Annotated in this window: 26 protein-coding genes and 1 riboswitch; of the genes, 20 read left to right on the forward strand and 6 right to left on the reverse strand. The window is 68.0% G+C overall.

All coding sequences use genetic code 11. From position 1 onward, the window contains the following. Window positions 1–2: 2 nt before the first annotated feature. The 15 genes from L0C60_RS01680 (at window position 3) to L0C60_RS01750 (ending at window position 12,139) form a co-directional block, all read left to right on the forward strand. A complete protein-coding gene (locus L0C60_RS01680) occupies window positions 3–437 on the forward strand; it encodes a rhodanese-like domain-containing protein (protein ID WP_234504397.1) in 435 nt (144 codons plus the stop codon). Next, a complete protein-coding gene (locus L0C60_RS01685; RefSeq protein ID WP_234504400.1) occupies window positions 434–1,285 on the forward strand; it encodes a translation initiation factor 2 in 852 nt (283 codons plus the stop codon). The genes L0C60_RS01680 and L0C60_RS01685 overlap by 4 nt, the downstream gene beginning before the upstream one ends. An 11-nt stretch (window positions 1,286–1,296) precedes the next feature. After that, entirely contained in the window at window positions 1,297–2,586 is a 1,290-nt protein-coding gene (locus L0C60_RS01690) for an FAD-dependent oxidoreductase (protein WP_234504403.1), read from the forward strand. A gap of 68 nt (window positions 2,587–2,654) precedes the next feature. Continuing rightward, on the forward strand, window positions 2,655–3,938 hold the full coding sequence (soxC, locus tag L0C60_RS01695) for a sulfite dehydrogenase (RefSeq protein WP_234504408.1): 1,284 nt from the start codon (window positions 2,655–2,657) through the stop codon (window positions 3,936–3,938). After that, window positions 3,931–4,479, forward strand: a complete 549-nt coding sequence (locus L0C60_RS01700) for a c-type cytochrome (protein ID WP_234504411.1) — start codon at window positions 3,931–3,933, stop codon at window positions 4,477–4,479. The genes soxC and L0C60_RS01700 overlap by 8 nt, the downstream gene beginning before the upstream one ends. Window positions 4,480–4,488: 9 nt before the next feature. Beyond that, window positions 4,489–5,157 carry a cytochrome c biogenesis CcdA family protein gene (gene ccdA, locus L0C60_RS01705; RefSeq protein ID WP_234504414.1) on the forward strand — a complete coding sequence of 223 codons (669 nt, stop codon included), beginning with the start codon at window positions 4,489–4,491 and terminating at the stop codon, window positions 5,155–5,157. A 42-nt stretch (window positions 5,158–5,199) separates the two neighbouring features. After that, window positions 5,200–5,766 carry an ABC transporter ATP-binding protein gene (locus L0C60_RS01710; RefSeq protein WP_234504416.1) on the forward strand — a complete coding sequence of 189 codons (567 nt, stop codon included), beginning with the start codon at window positions 5,200–5,202 and terminating at the stop codon, window positions 5,764–5,766. A 41-nt stretch (window positions 5,767–5,807) separates the two neighbouring features. Continuing rightward, on the forward strand, window positions 5,808–6,473 hold the full coding sequence (locus L0C60_RS01715; RefSeq protein ID WP_234505146.1) for a heme exporter protein CcmB: 666 nt from the start codon (window positions 5,808–5,810) through the stop codon (window positions 6,471–6,473). Between the two features lie 57 nt (window positions 6,474–6,530). After that, window positions 6,531–7,217, forward strand: a complete 687-nt coding sequence (ccsA, locus tag L0C60_RS01720) for a cytochrome c biogenesis protein CcsA (protein WP_234504418.1) — start codon at window positions 6,531–6,533, stop codon at window positions 7,215–7,217. 91 nt (window positions 7,218–7,308) lie between these two features. Further along, window positions 7,309–7,737: a cytochrome c maturation protein CcmE gene (ccmE, locus tag L0C60_RS01725; RefSeq protein WP_234504423.1), complete on the forward strand. Its 429-nt coding sequence runs from the start codon at window positions 7,309–7,311 to the stop codon at window positions 7,735–7,737. Further along, a complete protein-coding gene (locus L0C60_RS01730; RefSeq protein ID WP_234504426.1) occupies window positions 7,734–9,665 on the forward strand; it encodes a heme lyase CcmF/NrfE family subunit in 1,932 nt (643 codons plus the stop codon). Before ccmE ends, L0C60_RS01730 begins: the two co-directional genes overlap by 4 nt. Next, window positions 9,662–10,198, forward strand: a complete 537-nt coding sequence (locus tag L0C60_RS01735; RefSeq protein WP_234504429.1) for a TlpA family protein disulfide reductase — start codon at window positions 9,662–9,664, stop codon at window positions 10,196–10,198. The genes L0C60_RS01730 and L0C60_RS01735 overlap by 4 nt, the downstream gene beginning before the upstream one ends. After that, window positions 10,195–10,611 carry a cytochrome c-type biogenesis protein gene (locus L0C60_RS01740; protein WP_234504432.1) on the forward strand — a complete coding sequence of 139 codons (417 nt, stop codon included), beginning with the start codon at window positions 10,195–10,197 and terminating at the stop codon, window positions 10,609–10,611. The genes L0C60_RS01735 and L0C60_RS01740 overlap by 4 nt, the downstream gene beginning before the upstream one ends. Further along, on the forward strand, window positions 10,608–11,588 hold the full coding sequence (locus L0C60_RS01745; RefSeq protein WP_234504434.1) for a c-type cytochrome: 981 nt from the start codon (window positions 10,608–10,610) through the stop codon (window positions 11,586–11,588). Before L0C60_RS01740 ends, L0C60_RS01745 begins: the two co-directional genes overlap by 4 nt. After that, the gene (locus L0C60_RS01750) at window positions 11,585–12,139 is read left to right on the forward strand and encodes a Rieske 2Fe-2S domain-containing protein (protein WP_234504436.1); all 555 of its coding nucleotides are present in this window, start codon (window positions 11,585–11,587) and stop codon (window positions 12,137–12,139) included. Before L0C60_RS01745 ends, L0C60_RS01750 begins: the two co-directional genes overlap by 4 nt. On the opposite strand, the gene tyrS is transcribed toward L0C60_RS01750, so the two are convergent. Next, window positions 12,136–13,440, reverse strand: a complete 1,305-nt coding sequence (tyrS, locus tag L0C60_RS01755; RefSeq protein WP_234504438.1) for a tyrosine--tRNA ligase — start codon at window positions 13,438–13,440, stop codon at window positions 12,136–12,138. The two genes, L0C60_RS01750 and tyrS, sit on opposite strands and share 4 nt — an antisense overlap. 22 nt (window positions 13,441–13,462) lie before the next feature. Between tyrS and L0C60_RS01760 the strand changes: the two genes are divergently transcribed. From L0C60_RS01760 to L0C60_RS01770, 3 genes are read left to right on the forward strand one after another with little or no spacing between them, the layout of a single operon-like run. Then, window positions 13,463–13,840: a hypothetical protein gene (locus L0C60_RS01760; RefSeq protein WP_234504440.1), complete on the forward strand. Its 378-nt coding sequence runs from the start codon at window positions 13,463–13,465 to the stop codon at window positions 13,838–13,840. Between the two features lie 57 nt (window positions 13,841–13,897). After that, window positions 13,898–14,197 carry a 30S ribosomal protein S20 gene (gene rpsT / locus L0C60_RS01765; RefSeq protein WP_234504442.1) on the forward strand — a complete coding sequence of 100 codons (300 nt, stop codon included), beginning with the start codon at window positions 13,898–13,900 and terminating at the stop codon, window positions 14,195–14,197. A gap of 11 nt (window positions 14,198–14,208) precedes the next feature. Next, a complete protein-coding gene (locus L0C60_RS01770; RefSeq protein ID WP_008632889.1) occupies window positions 14,209–14,292 on the forward strand; it encodes a 30S ribosomal protein THX in 84 nt (27 codons plus the stop codon). A 29-nt stretch (window positions 14,293–14,321) separates the two neighbouring features. On the opposite strand, the gene L0C60_RS01775 is transcribed toward L0C60_RS01770, so the two are convergent. From L0C60_RS01775 to L0C60_RS01785, 3 genes are read right to left on the reverse strand one after another with little or no spacing between them, the layout of a single operon-like run. Next, a complete protein-coding gene (locus L0C60_RS01775) occupies window positions 14,322–15,062 on the reverse strand; it encodes a DUF4388 domain-containing protein (RefSeq protein ID WP_234504445.1) in 741 nt (246 codons plus the stop codon). After that, window positions 15,047–15,922: a homoserine kinase gene (gene thrB, locus L0C60_RS01780; protein ID WP_234504447.1), complete on the reverse strand. Its 876-nt coding sequence runs from the start codon at window positions 15,920–15,922 to the stop codon at window positions 15,047–15,049. Before thrB ends, L0C60_RS01775 begins: the two co-directional genes overlap by 16 nt. A 28-nt stretch (window positions 15,923–15,950) precedes the next feature. Beyond that, window positions 15,951–17,396: an NAD(P)H-hydrate dehydratase gene (locus tag L0C60_RS01785; RefSeq protein ID WP_243092428.1), complete on the reverse strand. Its 1,446-nt coding sequence runs from the start codon at window positions 17,394–17,396 to the stop codon at window positions 15,951–15,953. 34 nt (window positions 17,397–17,430) lie between these two features. Between L0C60_RS01785 and L0C60_RS01790 the strand changes: the two genes are divergently transcribed. Beyond that, window positions 17,431–18,168, forward strand: coding sequence for an SIR2 family NAD-dependent protein deacylase (locus tag L0C60_RS01790; protein ID WP_234504452.1), 738 nt, complete (start codon window positions 17,431–17,433; stop codon window positions 18,166–18,168). After that, on the forward strand, window positions 18,155–18,673 hold the full coding sequence (locus tag L0C60_RS01795; protein ID WP_234504455.1) for a hypothetical protein: 519 nt from the start codon (window positions 18,155–18,157) through the stop codon (window positions 18,671–18,673). The genes L0C60_RS01790 and L0C60_RS01795 overlap by 14 nt, the downstream gene beginning before the upstream one ends. Here the strand turns inward: L0C60_RS01795 and L0C60_RS01800 are convergent. Further along, window positions 18,670–20,154, reverse strand: a complete 1,485-nt coding sequence (locus L0C60_RS01800; protein ID WP_234504457.1) for an ABC transporter permease — start codon at window positions 20,152–20,154, stop codon at window positions 18,670–18,672. The two genes, L0C60_RS01795 and L0C60_RS01800, sit on opposite strands and share 4 nt — an antisense overlap. 3 nt (window positions 20,155–20,157) lie before the next feature. Continuing rightward, complete coding sequence (locus L0C60_RS01805; protein WP_234504460.1) at window positions 20,158–21,192, reverse strand: thiamine ABC transporter substrate-binding protein; 1,035 nt, start codon at window positions 21,190–21,192, stop codon at window positions 20,158–20,160. A 19-nt stretch (window positions 21,193–21,211) separates the two neighbouring features. After that, window positions 21,212–21,305, reverse strand: a riboswitch (TPP riboswitch). Window position 21,306 lies beyond the last annotated feature (1 nt).

Here is a 21,306-nt window from a genome sequence, read left to right on the forward strand (position 1 = left end):
CCATGCGCCGCCGCCACCTCTTCGCCCTTTTGCCCCTTCTCCTCCTCCGGGCCCGGGGGGAAGGGGAGGGGGATTGGGTGAGGGCCTTTGGGGCCTTTCTGAAGCGCGTGCCCCCGGCGGGCTACCTGGTCTACCCCACCGAGGCCAAGGACCTCCTCCTCTTTGAGCCCTTCATCCTGGAGGTGCGCACGGCGGAGGAGCGGAAAAGGGGGTATATCCCGGGCTCGGTGCACATCTACGCCGGCGAGGTGCCGGACCGCCTGGCCGAGCTTCCCAAGGACAAGGAGGCCCTCCTTCTCGTCTACTGCAACTCGGGGAGCGTTTCTGCGGTGGTGGCGGCCTACTTGCAGGCGCTAGGCTACAAAAACGCCAAGAACATCGCCCATGGGTTCAAGGGCTGGCTGGACGCCGGCCTGGAAGTGGAGGGAGGATCATGAAAAAGGTTCTGGCGCTGGTGGTGGCTTTGGGCCTCTCCTTGGCCCAGTCCTTGGTGGTGCAGGTTCCAGGGAGGTTGGAAGCCGTGGAGGCCCGGGTGCTGGAGGCCCTGAAGGGGGTGGGCCTCGAGCCCGACCGGGTCCTGAACCTGGGGGAGCAGGTGCGCCAGGTCACGGGCCCGGGCTTCCCGGACTACCGCCTGGTGGTCCTAAAACCGGATAGAGGGAGCCAGGAAGCGGTGAGCAAGAACCCCATGGCCGCCATCGTCCTGCCCCCCACGGTCTTCATCACCGGGGAAGGGGAGAAGTACCTGGTGGGGGCCTTTGACGGCAGGCTCCTTTTCGGCATGCTCGGGGTGTACGGGGGCGAGGTGGAGCGGCTTGTGTGGCGCCTCGAGGCGGCCTTGGGCCGGCTTGGCCCGGTGCGCAAGGTTGCTCCCGCCATGATGCCGGACCCCAGTAGCGGCATGATGCCCGCTTTGCTCTACCGGGTGCGGGGGGCCAAGGTGGAGGACGTGGTCCTCATGGTGGAGACCGAGCTCACCTCCGCCGGGCTTAACCTCCTGCCCAACGTCAAGGTGGGTCCCGTGACCGTGATCATGCCCTGCAAGAGCGAGTGGGCCCGGATCATGTTCCTCACCCAGCCCGCTGGGGGCTTTGCCGCCCCTTGCCGCTTCTTCGCCATGCAGATGGGGCCTGACGTGCTGGTGGGGGCCATTGAGCCCATGCTCATGACCATCATGCCCGGGGTCATGGGCTCCCCGGCGGTTACAATGCTCCAAGAGGCCAGGCAGGTGATGACGGGCATCCTGGAAGCCGTGGGCGGGGAACCCTACCGCCCTGGTCAATGAAGGAGGGAGCTATGGCAAAGGTGAACCGGAGGGATCTTCTGAAGACGGGGGCCGCTTTAGCGGCGGCACAGGCCCTGGGGGGCACGGCCTTCGCCCAGGAGTTCTACGCCCGCCCCGCCACCCTGCTCCCCCGCACCCGCAAGCCCCGGGTGGTGGTCATCGGGGGCGGCTGGGGCGGGACCACGGTGGCGCGGAAGCTCGTCCAGTCTGGGGTGGACGTGGAGGTGGTCCTGGTGGAGCAGAAGCCCATCTTCATGTCCTGTCCCATGTCCAACCTCTTCCTGGCGGGGGTTAAGCCCTTGGAGTGGCTCGTCTTTGACTACACCAACGTGGTCAAGGACGGGGTGATCTTCGTCCAGGAGAAGGTCTTGGACATCAACCGGGACCGCCGCTTGGTGCGCACCACCGGGGGGTACCTGGCCTACGATTTCCTGGTCCTGGCCCCGGGCATTGACTACATGTACGAGGCCATCCCCGGCTACGCCGAGGTGAAGCACCTCATGCCCGTGGGCTTCAAGCCTTTTGAGCACATCGCCCTGAGGCGCCTGCTGGACCAGTTTGACGAAACGGGCGGCGAGCTCGTCCTGTACATCCCCACCCCCCCCTACCGGTGCCCCCCGGGCCCCTACGAGCGGGCGGCCATGCTGGCCTGGCGGCTCAAGACCAAGGGGGTAAAGGGCAAGGTCATCGTCCTGGACGCCAACCCGCAGCCCCTTTCCAAGGCCCCGGGCTTCCTCGCCGCCTACAACGAGCTCTACAAGGACTACCTGGAGTACGTCCCCAATACCCGCATCACCGGGCTGGACTACGAGAAGAAGCAGGTTCTCACGGAGCTCGGCGAGGTGCCCTTTACCCTCGCCAACGTCATCCCCCCCATGAAGGCGGGGGAGCTCGTCCGGGTGGCGGGGCTTGGGGAGCGTTGGGCCAACGTGCGCATCCCCTATTTCCTCTCCGAGAAGGACGACCGCATCTACCTGGTGGGGGACATCACCGGCAACACCCCCTATCCCAAGAGCGGCATGGTGGCCTACGTTTCCGGCACCATCGTGGCCCGGCACCTGGCGGAAAGGCTTCGGGGCAAGCCCCTGGCGGAAATCCCCCCCGAGCTTCCCCAGAACATCTGCTACTCCTTCGTGGATTCCGAGGAGGCCATCTGGGTTTCCGCCAACTACTCCTGGGACGAGGCGGCCAAGCAGATTAGGGCGCAAAGCGCCGTGGACAACCAGCGCTCCCAGGCCAACGGCCAAGCGGCCATCGGCTGGGCCACGGGGATCTGGAACGACATGTTCGGCCCCGCCTAAAGCCTGGCCTCCCGCCCCCCAAGGGGGGCGGGTTTTTCTTGCGGCCTAGGGATACGATGGGAGGGTATATGGACCGCAGGAAGTTCTTCCGGATGCTGGGGGCAGGAAGCCTCTTCGGCCTCCTCAAGGCCAAAGCCCAGACGCCCCCTTGGGACGAGGAGACCTTCGCCCCCACCAAGACCCTAGGGGCCCCGCTAAGCGAGTACGGGAGCCGGAGCCCCTTTGAGGAAGGGGTGGTGCGCTACATCTCCCCTAACCTGCGCACCCGCCACTCGGGGGCGGATTTCGCTCCTTTAGAGAAGCTGGAGGGGGTCATCACCCCCAACGGCCTCCACTTTGAGCGCCACCACGCCGGCGTGCCCCAGGTGGACCCCAAAAGCTACCGCCTGGTGATCCACGGGATGGTGGAAAGGCCCTTGGTCTTCACCTTGGAGGACCTCAAGCGCTTTCCCTCCGTGACCCGCACCTACTTCATTGAGTGCGCCGGGAACGGGCAGAACGGCTACCGGGAGCCCCCGGACCCCAACCTCACCGCCACCCGGAGCCGGGGCCTCGCCTCCAACGCCAGCTGGACCGGGGTACCCCTGGCCCTCCTCCTCAAGGAGGCGGGGGTGAAGCCGGGGGCCAGGTGGCTCATCCCCGAGGGCATGGACGCCGCCATGTACACCCGCTCCCTGCCCTTGGAAAAGGCCATGGAGGACGTTCTGGTGGCCTATGCGCAAAACGGGGAGGCGTTGCGCCCCGAGCAGGGCTACCCCGTGCGCCTGGTGGTGCCGGGCTGGGAGGGGAGCATCCAGGTGAAGTGGCTAAGGCGCATCCTGGTCACGGACCTGCCGGCCATGGCCAAGGACGAGACCAGCGAGTACACGGACGTCATGGCCGACGGGAAGGTCCTCGCCTTCACCTGGGTGATGGAGCCCCAGTCCATCATCACCTACCCCTCGGGGGGGCAGGTGATCCGGCCGGGCTTCCACGAGATCCGGGGCCTGGCCTGGAGCGGCTTTGGCCGCATCGCCAAGGTGGAGATCTCCCTGGACGAGGGCAAGACCTGGCGGCAGGCCACCCTCGAGCCCCCCGTGGAGCGCTACGCCTTTGTCCGCTTCAAGATGCCCTGGCAGTGGCGGGGCGAGGAGGTGGTGCTCTGGAGCCGGGCCTGGGACGAGAAGGGGAACACCCAGCCCACCCGGGAGGAGTTCTTCCAGCGTTGGGGCAAGAACAACCGCTACCACTACAACGCCATCCAGGCCTGGCGCATCCTGCCGGATGGCCGGGTGGTGAACGGGGACAAGCCCCTGGGCGTGCGGGCCGCAGGCCCCGTGGGCGGGTGCGACGGGGAGGTGTTTGATGGCTAAGAAGGTCTTCTTCGCAGTGGCCCTTCTGGGCCTGGCGTTGGGGGCGCGCTACGGCCTCGGCACCCCCATTTCCGAGGAGCTCGCCGCCCAGTACGACCTGAGGCCCGTGGTCCTGCCCGACGGCCGGGGGCTTCCCCCGGGGGAGGGGAAGGTGGCGGAGGGGGAGCGCATCTATGCGGAGAAGTGCGCCTCCTGCCACGGGGCCAGGGGGGAGGGCTACCCCTTTAACCGCCTGGTGGCCGAGCCCTTCCCCATCACCCCGGACACGGAGCCCGTGGAGTACGCCATCGGCAACTACTGGCAGTACGCCACCACCCTTTACGACTACATCCGCCGGGCCATGCCCTTCGGGGCTCCGGGAACCCTAACGGACGAGGAGGTCTACCACCTGGTGACCTTCCTCCTCTACATGAACGGCATCACCGAGGCGGACGAGCCCATCAACGAGAAGACCCTGCCCCAGGTGCGCATGCCCGCCCGGGAGCTTTTGGAGGTGGACCCGGAGACGAAGCGCCGTTTCCCCTGGCTCACCTTGCCCTAGGATGGGGTCATGACGCTTTCCTTGGGCGCAGCCTTTTTGGCGGGGGTGCTCTCCTTCCTCTCCCCGTGCGTGCTTCCCCTGGTGCCCACCTACCTCTTCTACCTGGGGGGGGAAAGGGGGCGCCCCCTTTTCAACGCCCTCTTCTTCGTTTTGGGCTTCGGGGCGGTGTTCTTCCTCCTGGGGCTTCCCTTCACCCTGCTTGGGGGGCTTCTCTTTGAGCACCGCCAGACCCTGGCCCGCCTGGGGGGGGTGGTCCTGGTCCTCTTCGGGCTTTACATGCTGGGCCTGAGGCCCAAGTGGGGGGTTTCCCTCCGCTACGAGGGGGAGACGGGCCGCCCCTTGGGGGCCTTCCTCCTCGGGGCCACCCTGGCCCTGGGCTGGACCCCCTGCATCGGCCCCATCCTGGGGGCCATCCTCACCCTCACCGCTGTGGGGGGCGGGGTGGGGTTTCTCCTCGCCTACATCCTGGGCCTCGCCGTGCCCTTTTTGCTGGTGGCCCTCTTCGCCGAGCGGCTCAAGGGGTGGCTGAGGCGGGCGGGGCGGTTTTCCCACTACGTGGAGGTCTTCGCCGGGGTGGTGTTGGTGGTGGTGGGGGTGCTCCTCTTCACCGGGACGTACTCGGCCCTGAACACCTTCTTCCTCCGGATCACGCCGGAGTGGTTGCAGAAGTACCTCTAGGGACGCTTGTCCCCCGGGGATACCCCTAGACTGAGGAGGAGCATGTTGCGCCTCGAGGCCGTTTCCAAGCGCTTTGGCCGGGACTGGGTCCTGAAGGACCTCACCTTTGCCCTTGCCCGGGGCGAGGTGGTGGCCCTCCTTGGGCCCAACGGCTCGGGGAAGACCACCCTGCTAAGGCTCATGGCGGGCCTCTTGAAGCCCACCCGGGGCCGGGTGGTGCGGGAAGGAAGGGCGCTCTTCCTCCCCAACCCCCCCGCCTTCCACCGCCACCTCACCGCCCGGGAGCACCTCCTTTACGACCTGGCCTTTCACGGAAAGGAAGGGGACTGGCGGGAGGCCCTGGCCCGGTATGGCCTGCCCGAGGACCTGCCCCTTGCCGCCTTCTCCAGCGGCATGAAAAAGCGCCTGGCCCTCGCCCGCTTGGAGCTCCTTTCCCCGGACCTTTGGCTTTTGGACGAGCCGGAAACCGCCTTGGACGTGGAGGGCCGGAAACTCCTCTTAGGGGTTTTGGCGAAGGGGCGGAAGGAAGGCGGGGTGGTCCTCGCCACCCACGACCGGGCCCTGGCGGAGGAGGTGGCGGACCGGGTCCTATGGCTGGGGGCGGCGTGAAGGCGGAAACGCAGAGGAGCCTCGGGAAGGGGGGCTTGGGGGTGGGGCGGGTTTGGCTTCTGGCCCTACGGGACCTGCGCCTAGAGGTGCGGGACCGGGCAGGGGTGCTCTCCGCCCTAAGCTTTTTGGCGGTGATGCTCTTCGTCATGGCCTTGGCCCTGGGCCCGGAGGAAGGGGCCTTGCGCCGGGCCGCCCCTGGGGTCTTGTGGGTGGCCTTGGCCTTCCTCGCCACCCTCCTTTCCACCCGGGCCTTCGCCCTCGAGGTGGAGGACGCCACCTTGGACGACCTCCTCCTCACCCCCGGGGGCAAGGAGTGGGTTTACTTTGGGAAGCTCCTTTTCCAGATGCTCCTCCTCCTCCCCCTTTCCGCCTTGGCCCTTTTCCTTGCGGCGGGCCTCTTCTACCTGCCCTTGGAAAAGGCCCTTCCCCTCTTCCTCACCCTGGCGTTGGGGGGGCTTGGCTACGCCAGCGTGGCCACCTTTTACGCCGGGCTCCTCGCCCGGCTAAGGGGAAGGGAGGTGCTTTTGCCCCTCCTCCTTTTCTCCTTGGTGGTGCCCGTGGTCCTGGCGGGGGTTAGGGCCACGGCGGGGCTCTTGGAGGGGTTGCCCGTGGCGGAGGTGGCTTCCTGGTGGCAACTCCTCCTGGTCTTTGACCTGGTCTACCTCACGGCGGGGGCGCTCCTTTTCCCCGTGGTGATGGAGGGGTAGACGGCCACAGATTTTTCACCTGGTGGCGGGCTATGCTTAGGTGCGTGGAGGCAAGCGATGCTTAAGGCGGCACACCCTGAACGACCGGATGCCCTCACCTGGGCCTTCTTGGGCCTAGGGGTACTCCTTTTACCGGTGGGGCTTTACCTGGCCCTTTCCGCCCCGCCGGACGTGAACCAAGGCTATCTGGTCCGGATCATGTACCTGCACGTGCCGGGGGCCTGGCTCGGCTACCTGGCCTTTTTCGTCACCTTCCTCTATTCCCTCCTTTACCTCCTGCGGCAGGACCCCCGGTACGACCGGGTGGCCCTGGCCAGCGCCGAGATCGGCCTCGTCTTCATGGGCCTGGCCTTGGTGACGGGGATGCTCTGGGCCCGCCCCACCTGGGGGGTGTACTGGACCTGGGAGCCCAGGCTCACCACCACCGCCATCCTCTTCGCCGTGTACGTGGGCTACTTCCTCCTTAGGGGGGCCATTGAGGACCCGGAGCTTCGGGCCAAGGCGGCGGCGGCGGTGGGGGTTTTGGGCTTCATCAACGTGCCCATCAGTTACATGTCGGTGAAGTGGTGGCGGAGCCTACACCAGACCCAGTCCATTGACCTCACCACGGGCAAGGTCCACATGGACCCCGCCATGCTCCAGGCCCTCCTCTTCAATCTCTTGGTCTTCACCCTGCTCTACCTGGGCTTCGTGCGCTTTCGGGCCTTGGTGGCGGCCCTCGAGGCCAGGAAGGAGGAGGCGTGAACGAGGTCTTCGTCACCTGGGTCTACGCCCTCACCTACCTCACGGTCTTTGGCTACCTGGCCTACCTCTTCTGGCGCTATAGGAGGGCCCGATGAGAACCAAGTACCTCCTGGGCCTTGCCGTGATCCTCGGGGCTCTGGGCTACCTCGTCTTTGGGGGCTTAGGGCAGAACCTGGTCTATTTCTTGACCCCTTCGGAGTACCTTCAGGACCAGGCCCGCTACCAAAACCGCCCCGTGCGCCTCGGGGGGTTGGTGAAGCAGGGCACCGTGCAGTACGACAAGGACCGCTTAGAGCTCCGCTTCGTCCTCACCGATGGGGTGGCGGAGGTCCCCGTCTTCCACAAGGGCACCCCTCCGGGGATGTTCAAGGAGGGGCAGGGGGTGGTGGTGGAGGGGCGCTTCCAAGACGGGGTCTTCCAGGGCACCAACCTCCTGGTGAAGCACTCGGAAACCTACCAGGCGCCCAAGGCGGGCTGGACCCCGGAGGAGGTGCGCAAGCTCATTGAGGAGGCCAAATGACCCCTGCCCTTTTGGGCAACCTGGGCGTGAGCCTGGCCCTGGCCTTTAGCCTCCTGGGCCTGGCCCTTGCCCTCCTCGCCTACGGGCAGGGGGATGGCCGCTATCTGCGGGGGGCCAGGCGCCTCGTCTTCCCCGCCTTCCTCGCCGCCTTGGCCGCCTTTTTGGCCCTGGAGTGGGGGCTCCTCACCCACGACTTCTCCTTGGCCTACGTGGCCAAGAACCACTCCCTCCAGGACCCCTTGTGGGTCACCCTGGTCACCCCGTGGGCGGCCCTCGAGGGGAGCATCCTCCTCTGGGGGCTCTTGCAAACCCTTTACACCCTCTTGGCCAGCCGCCGGAGCCTAGACCCCTGGCGGGCTTCCTTGGTGCTTGCCGTGCTCTTCGGCGTCCAGGTCTTCTTCTTTGGGGTCATGGCCACCATCGCCAGCCCCTTTGAAACCCTCCCCAACCCTCCCCAGGACGGGGTGGGCCCCAACCCCCTCCTGCAGAACCACTGGATGATGGCCGTCCACCCCGTGCTCATGTACCTGGGCTTCGTGGGCCTGAGCGTCCCCTTCGCCTACGCCATCGCCGCCATGGCCACCCGCCGCTACCAGACCTGGGTGGAGGAGACCCGGTGGTGGACCCTGGTGGCCTGGGGCTTCCTCACCGCCGGGAAGGTGGCGGGGATGTGGTGGAGCTACGAGGTCCTGGGCTGGGGCGGGTACTGGGCCTGGGACCCGGTGGAAAACGCCAGCTTCGTCCCTTGGCTCCTGGCCACGGCCTTTTTGCACACCGCCATCGTGCAAAAGACCCGGGGGGCTTTCAAGGCCTGGAACTTCGCCTTCGTCACCCTGGCCTTTGCCGCCACGGTCCTCGGGACCTTCCTCACCCGAAGCGGGGTGATCCAGTCCGTGCACGCCTTCGCCGAGGGGCCGGTGGGGCCCGCTTTCTTGGGTTTCTTCCTCCTCGCCACCTCCCTTGGCCTAGGGCTCCTTTCCCGGGTTTCCCGGGAGGTGCGGGACACCGCCCTTTTCCGGCCCTTCTCCCGGGAAGGGGCGCTCCTTTTGGGGGCCTTCTTCTTCGCGGGCTGGGCCTTGGTGGTGGTCCTGGGCACCTTTTATCCCCTTTTGGTGGAGGCCTTCGCCGGGGCCAAGGTGAGCGTGGGGGCCCCCTTCTTCAACCAGTTTTCCGCGCCCCTTGGGGCGGGGATCTTGCTCCTCATGGGGGTGGGGCCCTTGCTCCCTTGGCGCAGGGCCAGGGTGGAGGTCTTCCGCAACCTTTACCTGCTCCTAGCCGTCTTGGCCTTGGGCACGCTTCTCGGCCTCCAGAGGGGGTATACCTGGGGGGCCTCCTTGGCCCTGGGGCTTTTCCTCTACAACCTGGCCGCCATCCTCCTCCTGGTGCGGGAAGGGGTCTTGGGGCGGGTGCGGGCGGGGCTTTCCCCGTGGGGTTTCTTGGAGAACCGAAGGCGGGTGGGAAGCCTCGTGGTCCACTTCGCCGTGGCCCTCATGGGTCTCGCCATCGCCTTTAGCCAGACCTACCGCCTGGAGAGCGAAAAGACCCTTTACCGGGGGCAGGCTTGGGAGGTGGCGGGCTTGAGGCTCACCTTCCAGGGCGTGCGGGCCTTGGACGAGGGACGGCGCTTCGCCGTGGAGGCCTTGGTCCAGACGGACCGCTTCGGCGAGGTTAGGCCCAGGCTCCACTTCTACCCCCAGATGAACTCCCCCCTGCCCTCTCCCAAGGTGGTCTACACCCCGGGGAACGACTACTACTTCCTCCTCATGGACTTTGACCGGGAGAAGGGGGAGTGGGCCTCCTTGCGCCTCATCGTCACGCCCTTGGTCTTCTGGATGTGGGTGGCGGGGGGGCTTATGGCGTTGGGGACCCTCTACATCCTTTGGCCGGCGTCCCGCAGGGAGGAGGTCAGGGGGGTGAGCCCGGCATGAGGGCTTGGCTTTGGGTGCTAGGGGTGCTGGCCCTAGGGGGGTTATTCCTCTGGGGCATGCAGCGAAACCCCAAGGAGCTCCCCTCGGTCCTGGCCAAGGAAAGGCGCCCCGCCCCCGACTTCACCCTGCCCGTCCTGCCCCCTTACCGGGCGGCGTGGGGGGAGACCTTCCGCCTGGCCGATCACTTGGGCAAGCGGCCCATCGTCCTCAACTTCTGGGCCAGCTGGTGCTACCCCGCCTGCTACGAGGAGGCCCCGGTGCTGGAGGCCGCCTGGCAGCGCTACAAGGACCGGGTGCTTTTCCTCGGGGTGAACATCCAGGACAAGGAGCCGGAGGCCCTCAGGTTCATCGCCCAGTTCGGCCTCACCTTCCCCCAGGTCTTTGACCCCCGGGGCCGGGTGGGGGTGGACTACGGGATGTACGGGGTGCCGGAAACCTTCTTCATAGACGGAGAGGGGCGGGTCCTGGCGCGCCATGCCGGGGCTCTAGACCAGGCCACCTTGGAGAAGTACCTAAAGGAGGTGTTGCCGTGAGGTGGGTTTTGCTCGCCCTCTTGCTCGTGCCCGCCTTCGCCCAAGCGGGGCCTCCCCCGGACCTTTCCCCGGAGGTGTTCCGCATCGCCCGGGAGCTCCGTTGCCCCGTGTGCCAAGGGGAGAGCGCCGCCGAGAGCAACTCGGGGGTGGCGGTGGAGATGCGGCGCCTCATCGCCGAGATGCTTCAGGAGGGCAAGACGGAGGAGGAGATTAAGGCCTTTTTCGTGGACCGGTACGGGGAGTGGATCCTGTACGCGCCCCCGAGGCGGGGGGTGACCCTTTGGGCGTGGGTGTTGCCCCCTTTGGCCCTTCTCCTCTTGGGTTTGGGGCTTTTCGCCTACTTCCGCCCCAAGAGGGTACCCCAGGACCTACTGGAGGAGGCGGAGCGCCGCCTAAAGGAGCCCCCGGCATGACCGCCACCCTCCTTTTCCTCGCCCTTTTCCTCCTGGGGCTTGTCCTGGCCCTCAGGCCCCTCCTGGGCCCGAAGGAGCCCTTTCCCGAGCCCCCCAGGCGGGAGGAGCTTCTTCGGGAGCTGGAGGTCCTGCGGGCCGAGGTGGAGGCCCTCGAGGGGGAGGAGAAAAAGCTGGCCCTCGCCCGCATGGTGGCCCTGGAAAGGGCTCTGGAGGGCTACCGCCCGCCGGAAAGGCGCCCCCTCAACCCCTTGCCCGTGGCCCTGGTCTTGGGGGTGGTGGCCCTTTTGGGGGTAGGCCTTTGGCGCTACACCCTGCCCCGCCTGCCCGGGGAGACCACGGTGACGCAACGGGCCGAGGCCCGGGAGCTAAAGGCCCTGGCGGATAAGGCGAAGAGGACGGGGGCCGTGGAGGACCTCCTCGCCTGGGGCCGGAGGGCCTATGCGCTCCAGGCTTATGACCAAGCGGCGGAGGCCTACCTGGAGGTGCTGAAGAAAGACCCTAGGAACGTGGAGGCCTTGCGGCGGGTGGGGATCCTCCTCTTCATGGGGGGGAGGCCCGAGGAGGCCCAGATGTTCTTGGAAATCGCCCAGCACGCTGACCCCAAGGCCGCCGAGGGGTGGCTTTTCCTGGGCAACCTCTACTTCCAAAAGGGGGAGATGGACCGGGCCATCGCCGCCTGGGAGCGCTACTTGGAGGTGGGGGGCGAGGCCAAGGAAAGGGTGGAAGGCCTCATCGCCATGGCCCGGGCCCAGGCCCAAGGGGGAAAGGACGGGCAAAGCGTCTACCTGGCCCGCTGCGCCCTTTGCCACGGGGCGGGAGGGGAAGGGGGCGTGGGGCCGAAGCTTCAAGGAAACCCCATCCTGAAGGCGCCGGAGGCGGTGCGGGAAATCGTGCTCAAGGGAAGGGGCCAGATGCCCCCCGTGCCCCTCTCCGAGGGGGAGCTTGCGGCGCTTCTCGCCTACCTCCAGGGGCTATGAGGCGGCGGGACCTCTTCTTCTACGTGCCCGTGGCGGTGGCGGGGGGCTTTTTCGCCTGGTTTGGCGTGCGCACCTATAACCTCCGCTTCCGCCCCCGGCCCGAGGCGGGCGAACCCGTCTGGCGGGAGGGGCCCAAGGTGGCGGTGGCCCGGCTGGGGGAGCTTGCCCTTTGGCAGGCCAAGCCCTTCCTTTACCCCCTGCCCCAGGGGAAACTCCAGGCCTTTCTCCTGCGGCTCCCCGAGGCCCCCCCTGGAGGGCTTTCCCTAGGGGAGGAGCACTACATCGCCTTTAGCCGCATCTGCACGCACCAGGGGTGCACCCTGAACTACGTCCCCGACCCCGAGGCCGCCTCCCTCCTCTACAACTTCCGCTACGAAAGGCCCTTCCTGGGCTGCCCCTGCCACTTCGGCGCCTTTGACCCTTTGCTTGGGGGAAAGGCCATTTACGGCCCTCCCCGCTACCCCCTGCCCCGGCTCCGCCTCGAGGCGGAGGGGGACACCCTTTACGCCACCGGCCACGAGGTGCCCTTAAGGCCCATGGAGGGGGTTTAGCCCTCCGCAAGCCGCACCCGCACGAAGCGGTCCTTCCCCCGTTGCAGGACCAGGGGCTTGGAGAGCTCCACCTCCAGGCTCGGGTCGGTGACCACCTCCCCGTCAATCCTTAGGCCCCGGTTCTGGATGAGCCTCCGGGCCTCGGCGTTGGAGGGGGTGAGGCCCGCTAGGGTAAAAAGCCGCGCCACCCAGATCCGTCCCTCCTTGAGCTCGGAGGGGGAAATGGCCACCTCGGGGATGTCCTCGGGGATCCCGCCCTTGGCCACCTCATCGTAACGGGCCTCCGCCTGCCGCACCTCCTCGGGGCCCGCCTCCTTGTCCCTTCCCAAGGCCTTCCAGTCATAGCCCAGGCTCTCGTAGAAGGCCCGGTCCAGCCGGGCGGGGATCCGGGGCCTGGCGTAGGCGGCGGTGAGGAGGCGGGCCAGGACCCGGTGGGCGGGGACCGGGCCCGCCTTTAGGAGGGTTTCTATCTCCTCCTCCGTGAGGTCCGTGAGGAGGCGGAAGTAGCTTGGGAGCAGGGGGTCGGGGACCCGCATGAGCTTTTTGAACATCACCTCGGGGGGTTCGGCCACCCCGATGTAGTTGTCCAGGCTCTTGCTCATCTTTTCCCGCCCATCCAGGCCCACCAAAAGGGGCATGAGGAAGCAGACCTGGGGGTCTTGCCCGTAGGCCCGTTGCACCTCCCGCCCCACCAGGAGGTTGAACTTCTGGTCCGTTCCCCCCATTTCCACATCGGCCCTTATGGCCACGGAATCGTAGGCCTGGGCGAAGGGGTAGAGGAACTCGTGCAAGGAGATGGGGATGCCCGCCTCGTAGCGCTTTTTGAAGTCCTCCCTTTCCAGCATCTGGGCCACGGTGAGGAGGGAGGTGAGGCGCACCACCTCCTTGAAGGTGAGGTGTTCCAGCCACTCGGAGTTGTAGCGGAGCTCAAAGAGCTCGGGTTCTTGCCTAAGGATTTTGCCCGCCTGCTCCACGTAGGTCTTGGCGTTTTCCCGGGTTTCTTCCAGGGTGAGGGGCGGGCGGGTCTTGCTCCGCCCCGAGGGGTCCCCGATCATCCCGGTGAAGTCCCCGATGATGAGGACCACCTTGTGCCCAAACTCCTGGAACTGGCGCATCTTTCTCAGGACCACCGCATGCCCCAGGTGGAGGTCGGGCCGGGTGGGGTCGGCCCCGAGCTTCACCGTGAGGGGCCTGCCTTCCTTGAGCTTAAGGAGAAGCTCTTCCTCGGGGATGATCTCCTCCGCTCCCCGCTTGAGAAGGGCGAAGGCTTCTTCTGGCGGGATGTGGCCCGTGCCTGCCATGTGCCCAAGTATACTTAGGGCAATGCGGAGCCTGCTCCTTTTGGCCCTGGCGGCCCTGGGCCTTTACTGGTACGCCGAGCGGTACGGCCTCGCCGTGGGTTACCCGCCCTTCCTGCCCGTTTTCTACTGGAAGTACACGGGGGAGGCCCGCTACCCCTTGCGGGTCACGGGGCTTTACGATGCGGTGAAGGTGCGGGTGGAAGGAAGCCTCCAGGAGGGGAGGTTGGAGGTGGCCCTGGTCCAGGGGGGGAGGGTCTTGGGGGAAAAACGCTATAGCGGGCGTTTCCAGGAGGAGGTGCGCTTTCCCGTTTCCTCGGGGGAGTACCTCCTCCGCTTCCGCCTCCAAGAGGCCAAGGGCCAGGTGCGCTACGACTGGGTGGCCACCAAGTTTGCCCCGTAGGGCGGGGTGTGCTACACTTAGGCCTGGTCTGCCCCGAGGGGGCATAAGGGGAGAACGATGGCGCAGAAGAAGCCCAAGAGGAACCTTTCCGCTCTGAAGCGGCACCGGCAGTCCTTGAAGCGCCGGCTTCGCAACAAGGCCAAGAAGTCGGCCATCAAGACCCTGAGCAAAAAGGCCGTCCAACTGGCCCAGGAGGGCAAGGCGGAGGAGGCCATCAAGATCCTGCGCAAGGCCCAGAGCCTGATTGACAAGGCGGCCAAGGGCTCTACCCTGCACAAGAACGCCGCCGCCCGCAGGAAGTCCCGGCTGATGCGCAAGGTGCACCAGCTCCTTTCCGCCCAAGGGGCTAGCGCCTAAGGAGGGAAAGCATGGGCAAGGGTGACCGTCGTACCCGTAGGGGCAAGATCTGGCGGGGCACCTACGGCAAGTACCGTCCCCGCAAGAAGAAGTAACCCAAAGGGGCTTGGGAGCCTAGGTGCGCCTAGGCTTCCCCTTCTTTTTCCATCTCCCAGGTGAGGTCCCGCAAGAGCCAGCCCCGCCCCGGGGGCGCAAGCTCCCCGCTGCTCAGGGCCTGGACCAGATAGCGGCGCACCAGGCCCACGGGCACCCCGCTGGCGATGACCTCGCCCAGGTTGCGGGTGCCGTCCAGGAGGGCCTGGAGCTGGCCGAACTCCTCCAGGGTTTTGCCTTTGCGCCCTTGGTAGCGGATGCGCAGGGCGTACCAGGCGTAGCGGCGCAAGGGGTAAAGGTCCCCTTCCCTAACCCCCATGTAGGCTCGCTCCATGGCGATGAGGAGGGGTACGCCCCAGGCCTTGGCGGCGGCCCGGACGCTTTTCCCCCCCTGGAAGACCTCTAGAGGGGGTTTGGGGCGGATGGCCTCCAGGACGCGGCTTGGGGAGTCCACCAGGGTGCGGAAGCGGTCCCACTCGTCGTTGACCCGGGCCCACTCCCCCAGCAGGGCGGCGAAGGGGAGGAGGGGGCGTTCTTGGGAGGGGGGGGTGGGCTGGAAGCGGAAGGGGCCTTCCTTGGGGTGGAGGGGGAAGGTGAAGAGGGCCTCGAGGCCCTCCCAGTCCAGGATGGCCGCCCCCACCACCTCCCCGGCGGAAAAGCGCAAGGAAAGGGGCAAAGGGCCCACCTGCACCTCCAAAACCCCCGAGCGGCGGTGTCCGTGGATGAGCTCCAAGAGCTCCGTAAGAGGGATGGTGTTCAGGTTTCCTTCCAAAAGTATCCCTCCCCTAGGTTCAAGACCCAAGTCTGGCCCTGGCCGCGGTAGGCCTCCAGGGCCCGGGCCACCCCTTCCTCCTCCCCTTGGCGCACCAAGGCGGCCAGGGTGGGGCCGGCCCCGCCCACGAAGGCGGCCAGGGCCCCCGCTTCCAGGGCGCTTTCTATGGCCTCCAGGACCCCAGGCATGAGGTGGGCCCGGTGGGGTTGGTGGAGGCGGTCCCGGCAGGCCTCCTTTAGGGCCTCGAGGCGCCCGGAGGCCAGGGCGGCGGGCCAGAGGGCGCTTCGGGCCAGGTTGTAGACGGCATCGGCCAAGGGCACCGTTTCCGGCAGGGCCGCCCGGGCCCAGGGGGTGGGCACGGCATAAGGGGGGATGGCGAGGACGAAGCGCACCCCTTCGGGCCTGGGCAGGGGGATGGCCAAGGGGGGGTCGCTCAGGGCGGCCACAAACCCCCCGTAGACCGCGGGAGCCACGTTGTCCGGATGGCCTTCCAGCCGGGCCGCCACCCGGAAGACCCCGTCCCGGCCAAGCCGCCCTCCGGAAACCCAGTCCGCCAGGGCCACCCCCGCCACCAAGGCGGCGGAGGAGCTCCCCATGCCCCGGGCCAAGGGGATGGGGTTGAAGGCGCGGATGGCCAGGGGCTCCGCCTTAAGGCCCAAAGCGGCCATTCCCGCCCGGTAGCCCTGGTGGATCAGGTTGTCCGTGCCCTTCACCAGGCCCTCCCCTTCGTAGAAGAAGGCGTCTTCCCGGGCCGGGGCGGCCTCCACCTCCAGGTAGAGGTCCAAGGCCACGCCCAGGGCGTCAAACCCCGAGCCCAGGTTGGCCAGGGTGGCGGGAACGTAAAGCCGGGGCAGGTCCATGGTCCGGGGCAAAACCCCTTGCCCAAGACTATACCAGGGCGAAGGGCAGGCCTAGGCCCTTTTCCAAGGCCCGCCGCGCCCGGGGCAGGGCTTCCGCCACCTCCCGGGCGAGGAGGCCCACCCCCCTTTCCTCCGCTAGGAGGTCCCCGGCGAGGCCGTGGAGGTAGACGGCGAGCCTTGCGGCGTCAAAGGGGGCAAGCCCCGCCGCCATGAGGGCGGCGATGGCCCCCGAGAGGACATCCCCGGTGCCCCCGGTGGCCAGGGCGGGGTTGCCCGTGGGGTTCACGGAAAGCCGCTTTCCTTCCGCCACCACCGTGGGGTTTCCCTTGAGGACCACGGTGAGGCCCGTGGCCTCCGCCAGGGCCCGGGCGGCGGCCAAGGGGTCCTGGGTTACCTCCTCCGGAGGGAGGCCAAGAAGCCTCCCCGCCTCCCCGGCGTGGGGGGTGAGGACCGCCTTGACGCCGGCTTGGCGGTAGAGGGCCACCACCTCGGGATGAAGCGCATCGGCGTCCAACACCGTGGGCAGGCCCGCCTTTAGGGCCTCCAGGGCCCAGGCCTTCCCCCAAGGCCCCCCGCCCATGCCCACCGCCAGGGCCTCCACCCGCATGGGGGGAAGGGCTGGGGCGGGCACGGGGTGGAAGACGGCTTCCAGGGGTTCCAGGGGCGTTCCCTCCGGGACGGCCAGGTGCACGAGCCCTGCCCCCATGCGGTAGGCCCCCAGGGCGGCGAGGATGGGGGCCCCGGCGTAGCGCAGGGTGTCCCCCCGGTAGCCGCCCAGCACCCCCACCCGGCCCACGCTCCCCTTGTGGGCGGTGAGGGGGCGCCTGGGGAGGAGGGGCTTTAGGGCCTGGGGGGTCGCCACCTCGGGGAGGTCTTCCCGCTCCAAGAGGGCCTTTGGCAGGCCGATCTCGGCTAGAAAGAGCTTTCCGCAGGCCTCCCGGTGCAGGAGGTGGGGGGTTTTCAGGGCGGCGAAGGCGAGGGTGGCCGTGGCCCGCACGTGGGGGGTGAAGGGGAGGCCCGAGGGCAGGTCCAGGGCGAGGACGGGCAGGCTCGAGGCGTTCACCCGCTCCACGAGCCCGGCGTAGAACCCCTCCAGGGGCCCCTTGAGCCCGGTGCCGAAAAGGGCGTCCACCAACACCTCCCCCGCCCCCCAGGAGGCCTCCTCCAGGGGAAGGAGGGGAAGGCCCAGGGCCTCCAGGGCCTGGCGCATGAGGAGGGCATCCCCCCCTTGCCCGCTGGCGGCGTGGACCCGCACGGGCACCCCCCCAAGGTGGAGGTGCCGGGCCAGAGCCAGGCCGTCCCCGCCGTTATTCCCCTTGCCGGCGAGGACCACCGCAGGGGCGTCGCCGAAGAGCTCCCGGTAGACCAAGGCCGCCTTCATCCCCGCCCACTCCATGAGGAGGAGGGTGGGGTAGCCCATCTCCGCCGCTTTCCCGTCCGCTTCCCGCATGGCCTCGGGGGTGAAAAGCCGCATCCCCTTTAGCCTACCGCGCTAGGATGGGGTGGGGATGGAAAGGCTTTCCGAGGCAAGGAAGCGGCTTTCCGAGGCCAAGCGGGTGGCGGTCCTCACGGGGGCGGGCATCTCCAAGCCCTCGGGCATCCCCACCTTTCGGGACGCCGAGGGGCTTTGGCGGAACTTCAACCCCCTGGAGTACGCCATCCCCGAGGCCTACGCCCGGGACCCGGAGAGGGTCTGGGCTTGGTACGCCTGGCGCATCGCCAAGGTGCGGGAGGCCAAGCCCAACCCCGCCCACCACGCCCTGGTGGAGCTGGAGCGGAGGGTGCTCGCCCGGGGGGGGAGCTTCCTCCTGGTGACCCAGAACGTGGACGGCCTCCACGCCCTGGCGGGGAGCCAGAACCTGGTGGAGCTTCACGGCAACATCCTCAGGGCCCGGTGCGAGGCGTGTGGAAAGCGTTTTCCCCTCCCCGAGGCCTTCACGCCCCCGCCCTTTTGCCCGGCCTGCGGCCACCGGGCCCGGCCCGATGTGGTCTGGTTTGGGGAGTTCTTGCCCGAGGGGGCTTGGGAAAGGGCGGAAAGGGCCTTTGCCGAGGCGGACGTGGCCCTGGTGGTGGGCACCAGCGCCGAGGTGGAGCCCGCCGCCTCCTTGGGGCGCATCGCCTTCGCCGCCGGGGCCTACCTGGTGGAGGTGAACCCCGAGCCCACCCCCCTCACCCCCTTGGCCCACCTCTCCTTGCGCCAGGGGGCGGTGGAGGGGCTTGGGGCCTTGGTCTATGGGGAAGGCTAGCCTGCGCCTCCTCGCCGACCTCTGCACCCTGGGCCGGGGTGGGGTGGTCCTCCTCCTCTTGGGAAGGGTGGGGGAGGGGCCGGAGGCCTTGGAGGGGGTGGTGTACCTCCTCCTTCTGGGCTGGACCCTGGACGTTCTGGACGGGGTTTTGGCCCGGGCCTCGAGGCGGCCTTCCCCCCTTGCCCTCTGGGACTACCCCCTGGACGCCGGCCTCGCCTGGGCGGGCTTCGCCTACCTGGTGGGGGCGGGCCTGGTGCCCGTGGGCCTGGGCCTTTCCTGGATGGTCCTGGCCCTCACCCTTCTCCTCCGTTACCCCCACAAGAGCCTCTCCATGCTCCTCCAGGTGCCCGCCACCTTCGCCCCCTTTTACTTCGCCGCCTCCCTCGCCCCCGAGGCCTTCCGCATGGCCTTGCTCTGGGGCCTTTTGGCCCTCCTTCTGGACGGGCGGCGCTTCCTTGGGGTGGTGCGGGAGTTCCTGGAGGGGTTCGGCGCTAGGGCCGCCTAGCCCACCCTGCCCCGCCCCCGGTCCAGGAGGTAGAAGAGAAGCCCGGAGAGGAGGGCGAGGAGGGCCGCCATGGCCAGGGCCTCCCGGAAAGGCCCTTCCCCAGGCCGGCCCAGGCGCTCGTAGATGGCGAGGGTAAGGGTGGTCCACTCGGGCCGCCAAAGCACCAGGCTCGCCCCGAACTCCCCCAGGATGGCGGCGAGGGCCAGGGCTACCCCGGAGGCCAGGGCGGGGCGGAGGAGGGGAAGCTCCACCCTTAGAAAGGCGCGGAAGGGGGTGGCCCCTAGCGTCCTCGCCGCCTCCAGAAGGCTTGGGGGGAGGCTTCGTAGGGCAGGGAGGAGGGCCCGGGCCAGGAGGGGGTAGGCGAGGAGGGCGTAAGCGGTGAGGAGGAGGGCCAAAGAGCCCCGAAGGCCCGGGTAGGCCACCAGGTAGCCAAGCCCCACCGCCACCGGGCTCACCATGAGGGGAAGGAGGCCCAGGAGGTCCCAAAACCCGCTCCGCCTCGCCGCCACCCCGTAGGCCACCCCTAGGGGCAAGGCCAGGAGGAGGGCGAGGAGGCTAAAGCGCAGGGTGTTCTCCAGGGCCAGGGAAAGGGGGGTGAAGTCCTCCGAGGCCCAGGCGGCACGGAGGGCCAGGGGGCTTGCCTGGAGGAAAAGGGCGAGAAGGGGGGCGTAGAGGAGGAGGAAGAAGGCCCCAAGCCCCACGGGATAAGCCCAGGAGGCGGTGGGGAGGAGGGGGCCTGGGGCGAGGGGGTAGGCCCGCAGGCGCAGGTAGAGGAAGACCGCCAGGGCCAGGGTGAAAAGCTGCCAGGCCATGAGGGCGGCCGCCTCGGGGAAGGCCAGGCGGTGGGCCAGGAGGGTGTAGACCTCCACCTCGAGGGTGGCGTGCCGAGGCCCCCCCAGGAGGAGGGGCACCCCGAAGGCGGAGAAGGTGTAGAGGAAGACGAGGAGCCCCGCTCCCCCCAGGGCGGGGAGGAGGAGGGGAAGCCCCACCCTTAGGAAGGCGCGAAAAGGAGTGGCCCCCAACGTCCTCGCCGCCGCCAGGGGCCCCTCGAGGCCCAAGGCCACCGGCAGCAAGACCCTTAGGGCAAGCCCCAGGTTGTAGAAGACCGCCGCCAGGAGGAGGAGGGCGAAGGTGCCGTAGAGGTCCACCCCCAAGACCCCCCGGGGGCCTAGGAGGGCCAAAAACCCCAGGGCCACCACCGGGGTGGGGAGGACGAAGGGGAGGGTGGAAAGGGAAAGGAAAAAGGCCCTTAGGGGAAAGCGCCGCCGGAAAAGGAAGGCCAAGGGGAGGGCGAGGGTGAGGGTGAGGAGGGCCGAGGCCAGGCCGTACCCCAGGCTAAACCGGTAGCGTTCCCAGTAATAGGGGTTGGTCCAGGCGCTCCAAAACCCCTCCCCCAGGCCCAGAAGGAGGACCCGGAAGAGGGGGTAGAGGAGGGCGAAGCCCAGGAAAAGGAGGACCACCCCCCCGGGGAGCCGCGCCATCCCTTAGCGCCGCCCCCGGCGCACCGCCTCCGGGCTTTGCCCCTGGAGGACCACCTTGGTCCACTCCTCAATCCAGCGCTCCCGGTTCTCCGCCATGCGCTTGGGATCTAACCGGACGCTGCCTACAGGTTCCGGGGCGAAGCGGAAGACCTCGGGGAGCCTGGCGTCCCGCCGGGCGGGGTACATCCACATCTCCGTGGGGATGTTCTCCTGTACGGGGCGGGAGAGGAGCCAGTCCACAAGCTTTTTGGCCCCCTCCAGGTTCCTGGTGCCCTTCAGGATGCCCACGAACTCCACCTGGAAGAAGGCGAGCTCGGGGAAGAGGTTCCCCGTGGGGGGCTCTTGGTACTTGCCCTCGGAGTAATAGACCTCGGCGGCGGGGCTTGTGGTGTAGGAGACCACGATGGGCCTGTCCCCCTTGTACAGGGTGAAGTGGGTGTAGTAGGCCTCGCTCCAGCCCTTGGCCACCCGCACCCCGCCGTCCCTAAGCCTGGCCCAGAAGTCCAGGTAGCCGTCCTCGCCGAAGCGGGCCACGGTGGCCATGAGGAAGGCCAGGCCCGGGGAGCTGGTGGCGGGGTTCTGCACGGCGAGGAGCCGGGCGTACTCGGGCCTTGCCAGGTCCTCGGGCCCCTTGGGCAGGGGCCTATTCTGGAAGTAGGCCTTGTCGTAGTTCAGGCTCACCCAGCCGTAGTCCACGGGGAGGGCCCGGAAGGTGGGGTCCAGGAGCAGGGTGGCCTTGAGGTTCCTAATCTCCGGGCTCCGGTAGGGGAGGAGGATGTCCGCCTCGAGGGCCCGGGAAAGAAACGTGTTGTCAAAGCCGTAGAGCACGTCGGCGATGGGGGCGTTCTTGGTGAGGATGGCCCGGTTCAGGGTCTCCCCGGCATCCCCCGCCTTGAGGATGCGAAGCTTGAGGCCCGTTTCCCGCTCAAACTGGGCGACGAGGCCCTTGTCCAGGGAGAAGCTTTGGTGGGTGAGGAGCGTGACCTCTTGGGCCAGGCCGAAGGCCAAAAGCAGAAGGAGCGCCAAGGCTTTCCGCATAAAACCCCTCCTTGTCACCGGGAGGGGCCCGTCACCTTCCCTACGCCGGCATTACCCGGATCAGGTTCCAAGGGTATTTCTCAGCCCCTTTTGGGGCACCCCCGGTGACGCCCT

Origin of the sequence: Thermus hydrothermalis (genome assembly GCF_022760925.1) — a bacterium.
GTDB classification, from domain to species: domain Bacteria; phylum Deinococcota; class Deinococci; order Deinococcales; family Thermaceae; genus Thermus; species Thermus hydrothermalis.

Excerpts from the sequence above, each read along its gene's own strand:
- L0C60_RS01680 (WP_234504397.1), top strand. The coding sequence starts at position 3 with ATGCGCCGCCGCCACCTCTTCGCCCTTTTGCCCCTTCTCCTCCTCCGG.
- L0C60_RS01685 (WP_234504400.1), top strand. The coding sequence starts at position 434 with ATGAAAAAGGTTCTGGCGCTGGTGGTGGCTTTGGGCCTCTCCTTGGCC.
- L0C60_RS01690 (WP_234504403.1), top strand. The coding sequence starts at position 1,297 with ATGGCAAAGGTGAACCGGAGGGATCTTCTGAAGACGGGGGCCGCTTTA.
- soxC (WP_234504408.1), top strand. The coding sequence starts at position 2,655 with ATGGACCGCAGGAAGTTCTTCCGGATGCTGGGGGCAGGAAGCCTCTTC.
- L0C60_RS01700 (WP_234504411.1), top strand. The coding sequence starts at position 3,931 with ATGGCTAAGAAGGTCTTCTTCGCAGTGGCCCTTCTGGGCCTGGCGTTG.
- ccdA (WP_234504414.1), top strand. The coding sequence starts at position 4,489 with ATGACGCTTTCCTTGGGCGCAGCCTTTTTGGCGGGGGTGCTCTCCTTC.
- L0C60_RS01710 (WP_234504416.1), top strand. The coding sequence starts at position 5,200 with ATGTTGCGCCTCGAGGCCGTTTCCAAGCGCTTTGGCCGGGACTGGGTC.
- ccsA (WP_234504418.1), top strand. The coding sequence starts at position 6,531 with ATGCTTAAGGCGGCACACCCTGAACGACCGGATGCCCTCACCTGGGCC.
- ccmE (WP_234504423.1), top strand. The coding sequence starts at position 7,309 with ATGAGAACCAAGTACCTCCTGGGCCTTGCCGTGATCCTCGGGGCTCTG.
- L0C60_RS01730 (WP_234504426.1), top strand. The coding sequence starts at position 7,734 with ATGACCCCTGCCCTTTTGGGCAACCTGGGCGTGAGCCTGGCCCTGGCC.
- L0C60_RS01735 (WP_234504429.1), top strand. The coding sequence starts at position 9,662 with ATGAGGGCTTGGCTTTGGGTGCTAGGGGTGCTGGCCCTAGGGGGGTTA.
- L0C60_RS01745 (WP_234504434.1), top strand. The coding sequence starts at position 10,608 with ATGACCGCCACCCTCCTTTTCCTCGCCCTTTTCCTCCTGGGGCTTGTC.
- L0C60_RS01750 (WP_234504436.1), top strand. The coding sequence starts at position 11,585 with ATGAGGCGGCGGGACCTCTTCTTCTACGTGCCCGTGGCGGTGGCGGGG.
- tyrS (WP_234504438.1), bottom strand. The coding sequence starts at position 13,440 with ATGGCAGGCACGGGCCACATCCCGCCAGAAGAAGCCTTCGCCCTTCTC.
- L0C60_RS01760 (WP_234504440.1), top strand. The coding sequence starts at position 13,463 with ATGCGGAGCCTGCTCCTTTTGGCCCTGGCGGCCCTGGGCCTTTACTGG.
- rpsT (WP_234504442.1), top strand. The coding sequence starts at position 13,898 with ATGGCGCAGAAGAAGCCCAAGAGGAACCTTTCCGCTCTGAAGCGGCAC.
- L0C60_RS01770 (WP_008632889.1), top strand. The coding sequence starts at position 14,209 with ATGGGCAAGGGTGACCGTCGTACCCGTAGGGGCAAGATCTGGCGGGGC.
- thrB (WP_234504447.1), bottom strand. The coding sequence starts at position 15,922 with ATGGACCTGCCCCGGCTTTACGTTCCCGCCACCCTGGCCAACCTGGGC.
- L0C60_RS01785 (WP_243092428.1), bottom strand. The coding sequence starts at position 17,396 with ATGCGGCTTTTCACCCCCGAGGCCATGCGGGAAGCGGACGGGAAAGCG.
- L0C60_RS01790 (WP_234504452.1), top strand. The coding sequence starts at position 17,431 with ATGGAAAGGCTTTCCGAGGCAAGGAAGCGGCTTTCCGAGGCCAAGCGG.
- L0C60_RS01795 (WP_234504455.1), top strand. The coding sequence starts at position 18,155 with ATGGGGAAGGCTAGCCTGCGCCTCCTCGCCGACCTCTGCACCCTGGGC.
- L0C60_RS01800 (WP_234504457.1), bottom strand. The coding sequence starts at position 20,154 with ATGGCGCGGCTCCCCGGGGGGGTGGTCCTCCTTTTCCTGGGCTTCGCC.
- L0C60_RS01805 (WP_234504460.1), bottom strand. The coding sequence starts at position 21,192 with ATGCGGAAAGCCTTGGCGCTCCTTCTGCTTTTGGCCTTCGGCCTGGCC.